The sequence below is a fragment of the Streptomyces sp. DSM 120436 genome, from assembly GCF_055778765.1.
On the sequence record NZ_JBSKBS010000001.1, the window covers coordinates 3,126,866 to 3,140,503 of the forward strand.

Genomic DNA, 13,638 nt, shown 5'->3' on the forward strand with positions numbered 1-13,638 from the left:
GGCCGGGTCCGGCCAACCCCGTCGACATGGGGCGTCGCCGGGACGAAGTAGTCTTGAGCCCATGCCTGAACGCCGTACCGTCGCACTGGTCACCCTTGGCTGCGCCCGTAACGAGGTGGACTCGGAGGAGCTCGCAGGCCGTTTGGAGGCGGACGGCTGGCAGCTCGTGGAGGACGCCGAGGACGCGGACGTCGCCGTCGTCAACACCTGTGGCTTCGTCGAGGCCGCCAAGAAGGACTCCGTCGACGCCCTCCTCGAGGCCAACGACCTCAAGGGACACGGGAGAACCCAGGCCGTCGTCGCCGTGGGCTGCATGGCCGAGCGGTACGGCAAGGAGCTCGCCGACGCCCTCCCCGAGGCCGACGGCGTGCTCGGCTTCGACGACTACGCGGACATCTCCGACCGTCTGCAGACCATTCTGAACGGCGGCATCCACGCCTCTCACACCCCGCGCGACCGGCGCAAGCTGCTGCCCGTCAGCCCGGTCGAGCGGCAGGAGTCGGCCGCCGCCGTCGCGCTGCCCGGGCACGGCCCGGTCGACCTGCCCGACGGCCTCGCCCCGGCCTCGGGCCCCCGCGCGCCCCTGCGCCGCCGTCTGGACGGCTCCCCGGTCGCGTCCGTGAAGCTGGCCTCCGGCTGCGACCGGCGCTGCTCCTTCTGCGCCATTCCGTCCTTCCGCGGCTCCTTCATCTCCCGCCGCCCCAGTGACGTCCTCAACGAGACGCGGTGGCTGGCCGAGCAGGGCGTGAAGGAGATCATGCTGGTCTCCGAGAACAACACCTCCTACGGCAAGGACCTCGGCGACATCCGCCTGCTGGAGTCCCTGCTGCCCGAACTCGCCGAGGTCGACGGCCTGGAGCGGGTGCGCGTCAGCTACCTCCAGCCGGCCGAGATGCGGCCCGGCCTGATCGACGTGCTGACCTCCACCCCGAAGGTCGCCCCCTACTTCGACCTGTCCTTCCAGCACTCCGCGCCGGACGTGCTGCGCGCCATGCGCCGCTTCGGCGACACCGACCGCTTCCTGGAGCTGCTCGACACCATCCGGGGCAAGGCGCCCCAGGCCGGCGTGCGCTCCAACTTCATCGTCGGCTTCCCGGGCGAGTCCGCGTCCGACCTCGCCGAGCTGGAGCGGTTCCTGAACCACGCCCGGCTCGACGCCATCGGTGTGTTCGGCTACTCCGACGAGGAGGGCACCGAGGCGGCCGGCTACGACGGCAAGCTGGACGAGGACGTGGTCGCCGAGCGCCTGGCCCGCGTCTCCCGGCTGGCCGAGGAACTCGTCTCGCAGCGCGCCGAGGAGCGGGTCGGCGAGACCGTGCACGTCCTGGTGGAGTCCGTCGACGAGGAGGGCGTGTACGGCCGTGCCGCGCACCAGGCCCCCGAAACGGACGGCCAGGTGCTGCTCACGAGCGGCGAGGGACTGAGTGTCGGCCGTATGGTCGAGGCGAAGGTGGTCGGCACGGAGGGTGTCGACCTGGTGGCCGAGCCGCTCTTCGAGGGCTCGCCCGCGCGCATCGAGGAGGCGGGCAGATGACGGGTGTCCCGGCATCGGCGGCAGGTGGCCCCTCCGGCGCGAGGAGATCGGAGGGCCCCGCGTCCGGGGGCCTGACACCGGCGTCCGGCCGCACGCTCGCGCGGGAGGCCAGGGACACGGCTCCGGACGCCTCCGGGAACGGACCGGCACGGGGGGACGCGTCGACTCCGGCGGACGCCCGGGCGCACGCCGAAGCGGCGGCCCCGTCCGCCTCGACGGGCCCCGAGGACGCCGGGAGCGCCGGGACCACCGAGGCGCAGGGCGCCACGCGGGCCCCGCGCGGCGGCAAGATCGCCGCGGCGGCCGTCGACCAGGCCAGCGTCTGGAACATCGCCAACCTGCTGACCATGCTCCGGCTGCTGCTGGTGCCGGCGTTCGTCATGCTGATGCTCGCCGACGGCGGCTACGACCCCGCGTGGCGCTCGCTGGCATGGGCGGCCTTCGCCGTCGCCATGATCACCGACCTGTTCGACGGACATCTGGCGCGCACGTACAACCTGGTCACCGACTTCGGGAAGATCGCCGACCCCATCGCCGACAAGGCCATCATGGGCGCGGCGCTGATCTGCCTGTCCGCGCTGGGCGACCTGCCGTGGTGGGTCACGGGCGTGATCCTCGGCCGGGAACTCGGGATCACCCTGCTGCGTTTCCTGGTCATCCGTTACGGGGTCATCCCGGCCAGCCGGGGCGGCAAGCTCAAGACCCTCACCCAGGGCGTGGCCGTGGGCATGTACGTGCTCGCGCTGACCGGGTGGCTGGCGACGCTGCGCTGGTGGGTGATGGCCGCGGCGGTGGTGCTGACCGTGGCGACCGGACTCGACTATGTGAAACAGGCCATTGTGCTCCGCAGGCGGGGAATCGCCGAGCGCAAGGCGGCATTGGAGGAGACGGAAGCGTGAGTTCAACGGCCACCGAGGTGGTGCGACTACTCACCGTGAACGGCGGGACGCTCGCGGTCGCCGAGTCGCTGACCGGTGGCCTGGTGGCGGCGGAGATCACCTCCGTCCCCGGGGCGTCCAAGGTCTTCAGAGGCTCGGTGACGGCCTACGCCACCGACCTCAAGCACCGGCTGCTGGGCGTGGACCACACTCTGCTGGCCCAGCGCGGAGCGGTGGATCCGCAGGTGGCGGCCCAGATGGCGGCCGGCGTGCGCACCGCGCTCGGCGCCGACTGGGGCATCGCCACCACCGGGGTGGCAGGCCCCGACCCCCAGGACGGGCAGGCCGTCGGCACGGTCTACGTGGCCGTCGAGGGTCCCTCCGCGGGGAGCGCCGGTTCCGTCATTGGCGGAAAAGTGCGCCATCTGCGGTTGAACGGCGACCGCGCGGAAATTCGTATGGAGAGTGTACGGAGCGTACTCGCACTGCTCCTCGCGGAGCTTGCGGACGAACAGACCGGGAATGAGCGGGCACAGGATACGGAACGGAACGGGGGGTTTTGATGTTTGCAGCCCAGAGTGAACACGACATCGCTCCCCGCACGGCCGCGGCGCGAGGCGGTACGGTGGGGCGAGAAGGATGCGGCTACGCGGTCCGAGGAGGGAGCCACCGATGATTCTGCTCCGTCGCCTGCTGGGTGACGTGCTGCGTCGGCAGCGCCAGCGCCAGGGCCGTACTCTGCGCGAAGTCTCCTCGTCCGCCCGAGTTTCGCTCGGCTATCTCTCCGAGGTGGAGCGGGGGCAGAAGGAGGCTTCCTCCGAGCTGCTCTCCGCGATCTGCGACGCGTTGGACGTACGGATGTCCGAGCTCATGCGGGAAGTGAGCGACGAACTCGCTCTCGCCGAGCTGGCCCAGTCTGCTGCAGCGACCCCCAGCGAGCCCGTGCCCACGTCGGTTCGGCCGATGCTGGGTTCCGTGTCGGTGACCGGTGTGCCACCGGAACGGGTGACCATCAAGGCGCCTGCCGAGGCGGTGGACGTCGTCGCCGCCTGAGCCCGGTGTCCGACGCCCTGCGCGGTGTGAAGGCGTGAGATGCCCCGGTGGGGGCTCCCCGGAGGAATCCGGAGGAGTGCCGCCGGGGTTTTCGCATGCCTGAGGGTTCTCGCGGGCGTCGCCGTCCTGCGTTTGCCGGTGCGGCGACGGGCCGTCATCGTGGAGACGGAGACGGGGGACCAGCCACGGAGGTGCGGATGTACGTCGTGAAGAGCCCGTTGTCCGACGAGAACCTGAAGATCGTCTCGGAGGCACTGCAGGGCGCCCTGGTCGATCTGGTCGACCTCTCCCTGGTGGCCAAGCAGATCCACTGGAACGTGGTCGGACCGCGTTTCCGCTCCGTCCATCTCCAGCTCGACGAGGTCGTGACCACCGCGCGCGGTCACTCCGACACGGTGGCCGAGCGCGCCGCGGCACTGGGCGTGTCGCCCGACGGGCGGGCCGCGACGGTGGCCGTCGGCAGCGGGATCGGCGTCACGCCCGAGGGGTGGGTCGACGACGCGGCGGCGGTGAGCGCGCTGGTGGACGCGCTGGGGGCGGTGATCGCCCGCATGCGGGAGCGGATCGCGGCGACCGAGGAGCCCGACCCGGTGAGCCAGGACATCTTCATCACCGTCACCGCGGACCTCGAGAAGCACCACTGGATGTTCCAGGCCGCGAACGGGTGACACGGCCGTGGACGCCGGCACGGCCCCCGCGCGGCCGGCCGGGCGAGGGGTGTGCCGGTGTGCCGCCGTGGGTTTCACGGTGCTGTGGTGGTGGGCGGCGGCGCGGTTGCTGCTCGCGTCCGACGCCGGCGCCCTGGAAGGGGCGGTCGCGGCCGGCGGGTGGGGGCTGAGCGTGCTACCGGTGCACTGCCTGCCCAGGGCGCGTGCGGAAGGCGCGCTCGCCCCGGGGCGGTGGCGGCGGGCCTGGGGCGCGGGACGCTCCCGGGGCTCGTGACGCGTGTGTGGCTGTGTCGGTCACCTGGCAGGGCCTCGATGGCCTCGGGCGCGGGGCGGAGCCCTGGGCCCCGGCAAGCGGGGCGTGCGCAGGCCCTTGGGCGAGGGGGTGACGCCTGTGGGGTCGCGTCGGCCGGCGGGCGGGGCTCCGGCGGATGGCTTCGGGGAGCGGGGGCGCCGCCTGTGGAGTCGCCCCGGTCAGCGGGCGGGGCTCCGGCGGGCGCCTCGGGGCGCGGGGGCAGGGGCCGGTCCCGGCTGACAGGTGGGACACCAGTACGTGGGGCGTTCCCGTGAGCCGTCGCCCTGCTCGGCCACGCGGACCGGGGTGCCGCAGCGCAGACAGGGGCGGCGGGCGCGGCCGTACACGTAGAGGTCCTGGCCGCGCCAGCCCGTGGTGTTGCGGACGGGGCGGTCGCGGTTGAACTCCAGCAGCTTCCTGGCCAGTTCCGGGAGGCTCGCCATCCGGTCGGCGGGCAGCTCCCCCACGGGGAGCCAGGGGGTGACGTTGAGCAGGAAGCACAGCTCGCTCTTGAACACGTTGCCGATGCCCGCGAGGTTCCGCTGGTCCAGCAGGGCCTCGCCGAGCTCGCGGCCGGGGTCCTTCCCGAGGTTGGCGAGCGCGAGGTCGGGATCCCAGTCGGGGCCCAGCAGATCGGGGCCGAGGTGGCCGACCGCCCGTTCTTCCTCGTCCTCGGTGCGGATCAGTTCCAGCACCGGGAGCCGGTAGCCGACGGCCGTGCGTTCGGCGTTGGCGAGGACGGCGCGGATCTGGTGCGCCGGGCCGCCGTTCCAGCGCTGTCCGGGCGCGTAGATCCGCCAGGAGCCGTCCATCCGCAGATGCGAGTGCAGCGTCAGACCGCCCTCGATCCGGGTCAGCAGGTGCTTGCCGCGTGCGGTGACGTCCAGCACCGAGCGGCCGGTGAGGTCGGACGTGGCGAACCGGGGCACGCGCAGGTCGCTGCGGACCAGGACTCTGCCCGCGAGGGCGTCGTGCAGCCGTCGCGCGGCCTGCCGGACCGTGTCTCCTTCAGGCATGCGTCCAAGGGTGTCACGTCCGGGCAGGCCGCGGTCAGGCGCGCAGGCGCAGCCCCCTGGGTGTGGCCACGAAGCCCGCGGTCTCCAGCAGGGCGCCCAGCGGGGAGGTCAGGGCGGGGGTGCCGTTGACGCGCTCCACGGTGACCGTGCCGAGGGAGCCCGCGCGGGCGGCGTTCGCGAGCGCCTCGGCGGCGACCGGCAGCCGCGGGTCGTCGGCCGGGCCGGCGCCGGGATCGGCGGGCCAGGCCAGCAGGGTCTTGCCGCCGCGCTCCATGTAGAGCGTCAGCTCGCCGTCCACCAGCACCACCAGGGAGCCCGCCTTGCGGCCCGGCTTGTGGCCGGCGCCGTCCGGCGGCTCCGGCCAGCCCAGGGCCGCCCCGTAGGCGTTGGCCGGGTCGGCGGCGGCGAGCACGACGGCACGGGAGGCGCGGCCCGGTCCCGTACGGCGGCCGGCGAACGGGTCGTGCGAGGGGCCGCCGCTCTGCCAGGGCTGCCGGGAGCCCTGTGCGGCGAGGTCGCGCGGCGAGACGTACTCACCGGGCCGCGGGGGCGGGTACGGCGCGTCGCTCCGGCTCGGCGCGAGCCCGTGGGGGTCGGACCCCGCGCCGAACGGAGCGGGCGCGTCCAGGGTCGTGCGCCCCTCGTCGCGCTCCCGGGCGTCGGCCGCCGCGCGCAGGCGGTCCACGGCGCCGTCCATCGCGAACTGGGCGGCGCCGAGGCCCTCCACGACGTAGCCGCGCCGGGCCTGGCCGGTCTCCTCGAAGGCGGAGAGCACCCGGTACACCGCCGAGAAGCCGCCCTCGACGCCCTCGGCGGCGACGGCGCCACGGGTCACCACGCCGTGCCGGTCCAGCAGCGTGCGCGCCAGCGCGTGGGCGCGGACCGTGGTGTCGCCCTCCCGGTCGGGCAGCAGGGACCAGCGGCCTGCGACGGTGGGCGGGCCCGTGCGGGAGGCGCTGCGGGCGGCCGCCGTGAGGGAGCCGTAGCGTCCGCGCGGCACCGCGCGCTTGGCGCGGTGGGCGGTGGACCCCGCGGTGCGGCCGGAGCCGAGCAGGGCGCGCAGGGGATTCAGCGTGTCGTTGGTCAGCCGCCCGGACCAGGCGAGGTCCCACAGGGCGTCGGCCAGCTGCACGTCGCTCGCCTCGGGGTGCGTGGTGGCGCGGACCTGGTCGGCGATCTGCCGGAAGAAGAGGCCGTAGCCGCCGGACAGGGCGGCGAGGACGGACTCGTGCAGCGCGGTCGTCTCCAGCGGGTGCGGGGGAGGGAGCAGGAGCGGGGCCGCGTCCGCCAGGTACAGGGAGACCCAGCCGTCCTTGCCCGGCAGCGAACCGGCGCCGGCCCAGATCACCTCTCCGGCCGCGGTGAGCTCGTCGAGCATGGCCGGGGTGTAGTGCGCCACCCGGGACGGCAGGACCAGCTTCTCCAGGGCGGAGGCGGGCACGGACGCGCCCTGCACCTGCTCGACGGCCCGCAGGAGCCCGTCGACGCCGCGCAGGGAGTGGCCCTTGCCGATGTGCTGCCACTGGGGGAGGAACTGGGCCAGCGCGGCGGGCGGCACCGGCTCCAGCTCGTGCCGCAGCGCGGCCAGGGAGCGGCGGCGCAGCCGGCGCAGCACGGCCGCGTCGCACCACTCCTGTCCGATCCCGGCCGGGTGGAACTCGCCCTGGACGACCCGGCCGGACGCCGCGAGCCGCTGCAGCGCGCCCTCGGTGACGGCCACGCCCAGTCCGAGGCGGGCCGCCGCCGTGGCCGACGTGAAGGGGCCGTGGGTGCGCGCGTACCGCGCGAGGAGGTCGCCCAGGGGGTCCTTGACGGGTTCGGTGAACGCCTCGGGCACGCCGACCGGCAGCGCCGTGCCCAGCGCGTCGCGCAGCCGGCCCGCGTCCTCGACGGCCGCCCAGTGGTCCTCACCCGCGACGCGCACCCGGATGGCGCGTCTCGCGGAGGCCAGCTCCTGCGCCCACGACGGCTCGGCGCCCCGCTCGGCCAGCTCGGCGTCGGTCAGCGGGCCGAGCAGGCGCAGCAGGTCGGCGACGCTCTCCGCGTCCTTCGCGCGCCGGTCCTCGGTGAGCCACTGCAGCTCGCGCTCCAGCTCGGTGAGCACCTCGGCGTCCAGCAGCTCGCGCAGCTCCGCACGGCCGAGCAGCTCCGCGAGCAGCCGGGAGTCCAGCGACAGGGCGGCGGCCCGGCGCTCGGCGAGCGGGGAGTCGCCCTCGTAGAGGAACTGGGCGACGTACCCGAACAGCAGGGAGCGGGCGAAGGGGGACGGCTCCGGGGTGGTGACCTCGACCAGCCGCACCTTGCGGGACTCCAGGTCGCCCATCAGCTCGACCAGACCGGGGACGTCGAACACGTCCTGGAGGCATTCCCGGACCGCTTCGAGGACGATTGGGAACGAGCCGAACTCGCCGGCCACCTGGAGCAACTGGGAGGCGCGCTGGCGCTGCTGCCACAGCGGGGTGCGCCGGCCCGGGCTGCGGCGCGGCAGCAGCAGCGCGCGGGCGGCGCACTCGCGGAACCGGGAGGCGAACAGGGCCGAACCGCCGACCTGGTCGGTGACGACCTGGTCGACCTCACCCTTGTCGAAGACGACGTCGGCGGCGCCCACGGGGGCCTGGTCCGCGTCGTACGAGGCGCCGGCCGTCGACGGCTCCTGGTCGAGCAGGTCCAGGCCCATCAGGTCGGCGTCCGGGAGACGCAGCACGATGCCGTCGTCGGCGTGCATCACCTGGGCGTCCATGCCGTACCGCTCGGAGAGGCGGGCGCCGAGCGCGAGCGCCCACGGGGCGTGCACCTGGGCGCCGAACGGGGAGTGCACGACGACGCGCCAGTCGCCCAGTTCGTCGCGGAAGCGCTCGACCACGATGGTGCGGTCGTCCGGGACGTGGCCGCACGCCTCGCGCTGCTCCGCCAGGTACGACAGCACGTTGTCCGCGGCCCAGGCGTCCAGCCCCGCCGCCAGCAGCCGCAGCCGGGCGTCCTCGTCGGACAGCGAGCCCACCTCGCGCAGGAACGCGCCCAGCGCGCGGCCCAGCTCCAGCGGCCGGCCCAGCTGGTCGCCCTTCCAGAACGGCAGCCGGCCCGGCACACCCGGCGCGGGGGAGACCAGGACGCGGTCGCGGGTGATGTCCTCGATGCGCCACGAACTGGTGCCGAGCGTGAACACGTCGCCCACGCGCGATTCGTAGACCATCTCCTCGTCCAGCTCGCCGACCCGGCCCCCGCCCTTCTTGGGGTCGGCGCCCGCCAGGAACACGCCGAACAGGCCGCGGTCGGGAATCGTGCCGCCCGAGGTGACGGCCAGCCGCTGGGCGCCCGGGCGGCCGGTGATCTCGCCGGTGATCCGGTCCCACACCAGGCGCGGGCGCAGCTCCGCGAAGGCGTCCGACGGGTAGCGTCCGGCGAGCATGTCCAGCACGGACGTGAACGCGGACTCCGGCAGCGAGGCGAACGGGGCCGCCCGGCGGACCACCGCCAGCAGGTCGTCGAACTGCCAGGTGTCCATCGCCGTCATCGCCACGAGCTGCTGCGCCAGGACGTCCAGCGGATTCGACGGGACGCGCAGGGACTCGATCGCACCCGCGCGCATCCGCTCCGTGACCACGGCGGCCTGCACCAGGTCCCCCCGGTACTTCGGGAACACCACGCCCGTGGACACCGCGCCCACCTGGTGGCCCGCACGGCCCACGCGCTGGAGTCCGGACGCCACCGACGGCGGCGACTCGACCTGCACCACCAGGTCGACGGCGCCCATGTCGATGCCCAGCTCCAGGCTGGACGTGGCGACCACCGCGGGCAGCCGGCCCGCCTTCAGGTCCTCCTCCACCTGGGCGCGCTGCTCCTTGGACACCGAGCCGTGGTGCGCCCGCGCGATGACCGCCGGCGCGCCCTGGGCGGCTCCGGAACCGCCCATCAGCTCGGCGGGGGAGTGGTGCTCGGACGGCGGCTCGCCGGTGGCCCGCTCGTACGCGATCTCGTTGAGCCGGTTGCACAGGCGCTCGGCGAGCCGGCGGGAGTTCGCGAACACGATGGTCGAGCGGTGCGACTGCACCAGGTCGGTGATCCGCTCCTCGACATGCGGCCAGATCGACGGCCGCTCCGCGCCCTCCGAACTCTCCGGGACCGGGGAGCCGCCCAGCTCGCCCAGGTCCTCGACCGGCACCACCACGGACAGGTCGAACTCCTTGCCCGACTCCGGCTGCACGATCTCCGTCCTGCGGCGCGGGGACAGGAAGCGGGCCACCTCGTCCACCGGGCGCACCGTCGCCGACAGGCCGATGCGGCGGGCCGGCCGCGGCAGCAGCTCGTCCAGCCGCTCCAGGGACAGCGCCAGGTGCGCGCCGCGCTTGGTGCCCGCGACCGCGTGCACCTCGTCGAGGATCACCGTCTCCACGCCCGCGAGCGCGTCGCGCGTGGCGGACGTCAGCATCAGGAACAGCGACTCGGGCGTGGTGATCAGGATGTCCGGCGGCCGCGTGGCGAGGGAACGGCGCTCGGCGGGCGGGGTGTCGCCCGAACGGATGCCGACCCTCACCTCCGGCTCCGGCATCCCCAGACGCACGGCCTCCTGCCGGATGCCGGTCAGGGGGCTGCGCAGATTGCGCTCGACGTCGACGGCGAGCGCCTTGAGCGGGGAGACGTACAGCACCCGGCAGCGCTTCCTGGGGTCGGCCGGCGGGGGCGTCGAGGCGAGCTGGTCCAGGGCGGCGAGGAACGCGGCCAGCGTCTTGCCGGAGCCCGTGGGGGCCACCACCAGCACGTCCGAGCCCGCGCCGATGGCCGCCCAGGCGCCGGCCTGGGCGGCGGTGGGAGCGGAGAAGGCCCCCGTGAACCAGCCACGGGTCGCGGGGGAGAAGCCGTCCAGGGCTCGGCGCGGATCGCTGACCATGCGTCCATCGTGCACCCGGCCACTGACAACCGGGCCGGTCCGGGGCGCCGGACGGGCCGCGTGACAATGACGGTATGGCGGAATCGCGCGGGGAACGGGCGCGGCACTGGCGGTACGAGGAACTGCCCGGTGTCGACCTGCTGCGTGCCCGCTACATCCGCAAGTCGTTCGTCCGGCACACCCACGAACACTTCGTGATCGCCGCCATCGCCGACGGCGTCGAGGTCTTCCACCACGGCAACGGCGACCAGTACGCGGGCGCCGGCGCCCTCGCCCTGGTCAACCCCGACACGCCTCACACCGGCCGGGCGGGCGTCCCCGAGGGCTGGCGGTACGGGGCCGTCTACCCCTCGCCGGACGTGGTGGCCGCGATCGCCGCCGAGACCACCACCCTGCGCGGCACCCCGGGTTTCGTCACACCGGTCCTCGAGGACCCGTACACGGTCCGGCTCGTCCACGGTGTGCTGCGGGCCACCGACGAGGGCAACGCGCTCGCCGCCGACACCCTGCTGCGGGTCGTGGTGACCCGGCTGCTGCGGCTGAACGGCGGCACGCTGCCCCGGCGTGAGGTCCGCACGGCCGGCGCCCGGACCGCGGCACGCGCGCGTGCCGTGCTCGAGGAGCGCATGGCCGCCCCGCCCACTCTGGAGCAGCTCGCCGCCGACCTCGGCACCAGCCCGTTCGCCCTGCTGCGCGCCTTCCGCGACTCCTACGGCATGCCCCCGCACACCTGGCTCACCGACGCGCGCGTACGGAGGGCCCGGCGGCTGCTGGACGCCGGGACGACACCGTCCGAGGCGGCCGTCACCGTGGGCTTCACCGACCAGCCGCACCTCAACCGGCACTTCGGCCGCATCGTCGGCGTCCCGCCGGGCGCCTACCAGCGCGAGCGCAAGAACGTACAAGACGCGCGCGGCGGCCTTTCCGTAGCGTCCGGGGCGTGGCAGCGGAACGGACAGCACAGCACACGGACATACGGTCCGACATCGGAGGCGACGCACCCCCTGAGGCGGGAGGCAGCGCACTCCCCGAGGGGGGAGACAAGCCGGACGGCGCCGTCGTGCGGGACGCCCTCGGTGTCGGGGTCGCCGTCGGACTCTCCGGGTTCGCCTTCGGCGTGACCGCGGCGGGCAGCGGGCTCAGCCTGCTCCAGACCTGCGCGCTCAGCCTGCTGGTGTTCACCGGCGCCTCCCAGTTCGCCCTGGTGGGAGCGCTGGCAGCGGGCGGCGGAGCCGTCACGGCCGCCGCCGGCGCGTTCTTCCTGGGCGTGCGCAACGCCTTCTACGGGCTGCGGCTGTCGCAACTGCTGGCGCTGCCCCGCGCGGTGCGGCCGTTCGCCGCGCAGTGGGTGATCGACGAGACCGCCGCCGTCTCGCTGGCCCAGCCCACCCGGCGCAGCGCCCGCATCGGCTTCCTGGTCACCGGGCTCAGCCTCTACGTCCTGTGGAACCTCACGACACTGCTCGGCGCGCTGGGCGCGGACGCCATCGGGGACACCGACGCGTGGGGCCTGGACGCGGCCGGACCCGCCGTCTTCCTGGCGTTGCTCGCGCCCATGCTGCGGACCGGCGCCGAGCGGGCCGTCGCCGCGCTCGCCGTGCTGCTGGGGCTCGGCCTGCTGCCCGTCCTGCCCGCCGGCGTCCCGGTCCTGGTGGCCGCGCTCGCGGCACCGGTCGTCCTGTGGGCGCACGGCCGCAGGGACGCGTCGCGCGACCGCGTGAGGGAGGGGGAGCGGTGAACATCTGGCTCGCGATCGGCCTGACCGTCGTCGGCTGCTACGCCGTGAAGCTCGCCGGACTGCTGGTGCCCGCCGGGGCCCTCGAACGGCCCCTCGTGCGCCGGCTCGCCGCGCTGCTGCCCGTCGCCCTGCTCGCCGCCCTCACGGCCCAGCAGGCCTTCGCGGACGGGCGTGCCCTGGTGCTGGACGCGCGGGCCGCCGGTCTGGCGGCTGCCGCCGTGGCGCTCCTGCTGCGCGCGCCGTTCCTGCTCGTGGTGGCGGCGGCCGTGCTCGTGACGGCGGGGGTGCGGGCCCTGGGCGGGTGAGACAGGGCTCCTCTCGTGGTGGGCTGCCGTATGCCTCAGGCCAAAGGGCGGCCGTACGCGGCCAGGGTGCGCAGTGCCTCGATCGTCGCGATGGGGCGGGACTCCGCGAGGGCGCCCGGGGTGGGTTCGGGAGCGCCCGGGTACCGGCGGACGGGCCAGCCTCCGTCGTCCTGCTGCCCGGCCGCGAGACAGTCCAGGGAACGATCCATCTCCGCGTCGGTGAACCACGCGCGCGCCAGTGAGTCCGGCGTCCGCGCGAAGTCGTGCGGGAAGCGGCGGTCGCCCGGGGGGCGGCCGGGGCCGTCCGGGTCGAGCACCACCAGCCGCTCCCGGCGCACCAGGCGGCCCAGCCGCTCGGCGGCGGCCTCCGCGCGGGCGCGGTCCGGGGCGTGGTCGAGGAAGAGCACGGCGGCCTCCACCTCGTCGGAGCGTGCCGTCTCCAGCGACTCCACGGCCTGCTCGCAGAAGTGGGTCGCGCGGAACAGCCACGGGTGCCACACCTCGTTGCGGTGCAGCAGCCCCACCACCGGCGCGGTGGCCGACAGCGAGCCGGGAGCGGCGGCCGGATCGCCGCCGCTCCCGGCCGGACGCACGCACGGGAGCGCGCCTTCCGCCGTCGAGACGGACGTCAGACAGCGGCACACCTCCTCCGCGCGGCGCGCGTCGCAGCGTCCCACCGCGTCGAGCACGTGCAGCGCGCGTGCGGTGTGGGCGGGCAGGCTGGCCGGTCCGCGCAGGGCGGGCTCCAGCGCGTGACCGTAGCCGCCGTCGTCGTTCCGGTACGCCTCCAGCGCCGTCTCCACGGGGCCCGCGGCACCGTCGCGGAAGTGGTGGGCGAACAGGCGTTGCTCCAGTACGCGCGCGGTGAGCCACACGAAGCGCTCCGCGTGCGTGAGCGTGCCCTGTGAAGGGGACGGTCGGGTGAGCGGTACGGCTGCGGTGTCGGCCATGGCACCGACCGTAGGGGCACCACGCAGCCCCGCGGGGCCCGTGGGCCGGTGACACCCCCGCAGGCGGGATACTGGGAGGCATGCGGTTGACGGTTTTCTGGGAGCGCATGACGGAGTACTTCGGCGGGGGCTACGCCGACACCTTCGCGCGCGACCATGTCATGTCCGAACTCGGCGGACGGACCGTCCACGAGGCGCTGGCGGCCGGCTGGGACGCCAAGGACGTCTGGCAGGTGGTCTGCTCCGTGATGGACGTCCCCCGGGAACTGCGCTGATCGTCACATAGGTCCCACGGGAGCGGACAGGTGTCGTCGCC

The 13,638-nt window shown here is 74.6% G+C and carries 13 protein-coding genes; 10 read left to right on the forward strand and 3 right to left on the reverse strand.

Translation table 11 applies throughout. The annotated features are described in order from the left end of the window. Positions 1 to 61: 61 nt before the first annotated feature. From rimO to ACWH4W_RS14240, 6 genes are all read left to right on the forward strand, one after another. Complete coding sequence (gene rimO, locus ACWH4W_RS14215; RefSeq protein WP_473076090.1) at positions 62 to 1,534, forward strand: 30S ribosomal protein S12 methylthiotransferase RimO; 1,473 nt, start codon at positions 62 to 64, stop codon at positions 1,532 to 1,534. Beyond that, positions 1,531 to 2,433 (forward strand): CDP-diacylglycerol--glycerol-3-phosphate 3-phosphatidyltransferase, encoded by a 903-nt coding sequence (pgsA, locus tag ACWH4W_RS14220; protein ID WP_473076091.1) that lies wholly within the window; start codon positions 1,531 to 1,533, stop codon positions 2,431 to 2,433. The genes rimO and pgsA overlap by 4 nt, the downstream gene beginning before the upstream one ends. After that, entirely contained in the window at positions 2,430 to 2,975 is a 546-nt protein-coding gene (locus tag ACWH4W_RS14225) for a CinA family protein (protein WP_473076092.1), read from the forward strand. The genes pgsA and ACWH4W_RS14225 overlap by 4 nt, the downstream gene beginning before the upstream one ends. A gap of 109 nt (positions 2,976 to 3,084) precedes the next feature. Further along, positions 3,085 to 3,465, forward strand: a complete 381-nt coding sequence (locus ACWH4W_RS14230; protein WP_015657463.1) for a helix-turn-helix domain-containing protein — start codon at positions 3,085 to 3,087, stop codon at positions 3,463 to 3,465. Between the two features lie 197 nt (positions 3,466 to 3,662). Further along, positions 3,663 to 4,133, forward strand: coding sequence for a Dps family protein (locus tag ACWH4W_RS14235; RefSeq protein WP_473076093.1), 471 nt, complete (start codon positions 3,663 to 3,665; stop codon positions 4,131 to 4,133). A 67-nt stretch (positions 4,134 to 4,200) separates the two neighbouring features. After that, positions 4,201 to 4,407 carry a hypothetical protein gene (locus ACWH4W_RS14240; RefSeq protein ID WP_473076094.1) on the forward strand — a complete coding sequence of 69 codons (207 nt, stop codon included), beginning with the start codon at positions 4,201 to 4,203 and terminating at the stop codon, positions 4,405 to 4,407. A 197-nt stretch (positions 4,408 to 4,604) separates the two neighbouring features. On the opposite strand, the gene ACWH4W_RS14245 is transcribed toward ACWH4W_RS14240, so the two are convergent. Beyond that, positions 4,605 to 5,441, reverse strand: coding sequence for an Fpg/Nei family DNA glycosylase (locus tag ACWH4W_RS14245; RefSeq protein ID WP_473076095.1), 837 nt, complete (start codon positions 5,439 to 5,441; stop codon positions 4,605 to 4,607). A gap of 34 nt (positions 5,442 to 5,475) precedes the next feature. Continuing rightward, complete coding sequence (locus ACWH4W_RS14250) at positions 5,476 to 10,329, reverse strand: ATP-dependent helicase (RefSeq protein WP_473076096.1); 4,854 nt, start codon at positions 10,327 to 10,329, stop codon at positions 5,476 to 5,478. A gap of 74 nt (positions 10,330 to 10,403) precedes the next feature. On the opposite strand from ACWH4W_RS14250, the gene ACWH4W_RS14255 reads away from it, so the two are divergent. The 3 genes from ACWH4W_RS14255 to ACWH4W_RS14265 are packed head-to-tail and all read left to right on the forward strand — an operon-like array spanning position 10,404 to position 12,372. Then, positions 10,404 to 11,450, forward strand: a complete 1,047-nt coding sequence (locus tag ACWH4W_RS14255; RefSeq protein ID WP_473076097.1) for an AraC family transcriptional regulator — start codon at positions 10,404 to 10,406, stop codon at positions 11,448 to 11,450. Next, on the forward strand, positions 11,390 to 12,067 hold the full coding sequence (locus ACWH4W_RS14260) for an AzlC family ABC transporter permease (RefSeq protein WP_473076098.1): 678 nt from the start codon (positions 11,390 to 11,392) through the stop codon (positions 12,065 to 12,067). The genes ACWH4W_RS14255 and ACWH4W_RS14260 overlap by 61 nt, the downstream gene beginning before the upstream one ends. Next, positions 12,064 to 12,372 carry an AzlD domain-containing protein gene (locus ACWH4W_RS14265; protein ID WP_473076099.1) on the forward strand — a complete coding sequence of 103 codons (309 nt, stop codon included), beginning with the start codon at positions 12,064 to 12,066 and terminating at the stop codon, positions 12,370 to 12,372. Before ACWH4W_RS14260 ends, ACWH4W_RS14265 begins: the two co-directional genes overlap by 4 nt. 35 nt (positions 12,373 to 12,407) lie before the next feature. On the opposite strand, the gene ACWH4W_RS14270 is transcribed toward ACWH4W_RS14265, so the two are convergent. Beyond that, positions 12,408 to 13,322, reverse strand: a complete 915-nt coding sequence (locus tag ACWH4W_RS14270) for a hypothetical protein (RefSeq protein WP_473076100.1) — start codon at positions 13,320 to 13,322, stop codon at positions 12,408 to 12,410. Positions 13,323 to 13,402: 80 nt separating this feature from the next. Here ACWH4W_RS14270 and ACWH4W_RS14275 point away from each other — a divergent pair, with 80 nt between their 5' ends. Beyond that, positions 13,403 to 13,597 carry a DUF3046 domain-containing protein gene (locus ACWH4W_RS14275; protein ID WP_473076101.1) on the forward strand — a complete coding sequence of 65 codons (195 nt, stop codon included), beginning with the start codon at positions 13,403 to 13,405 and terminating at the stop codon, positions 13,595 to 13,597. The last annotated feature ends 41 nt before the right edge of the window (positions 13,598 to 13,638 follow it).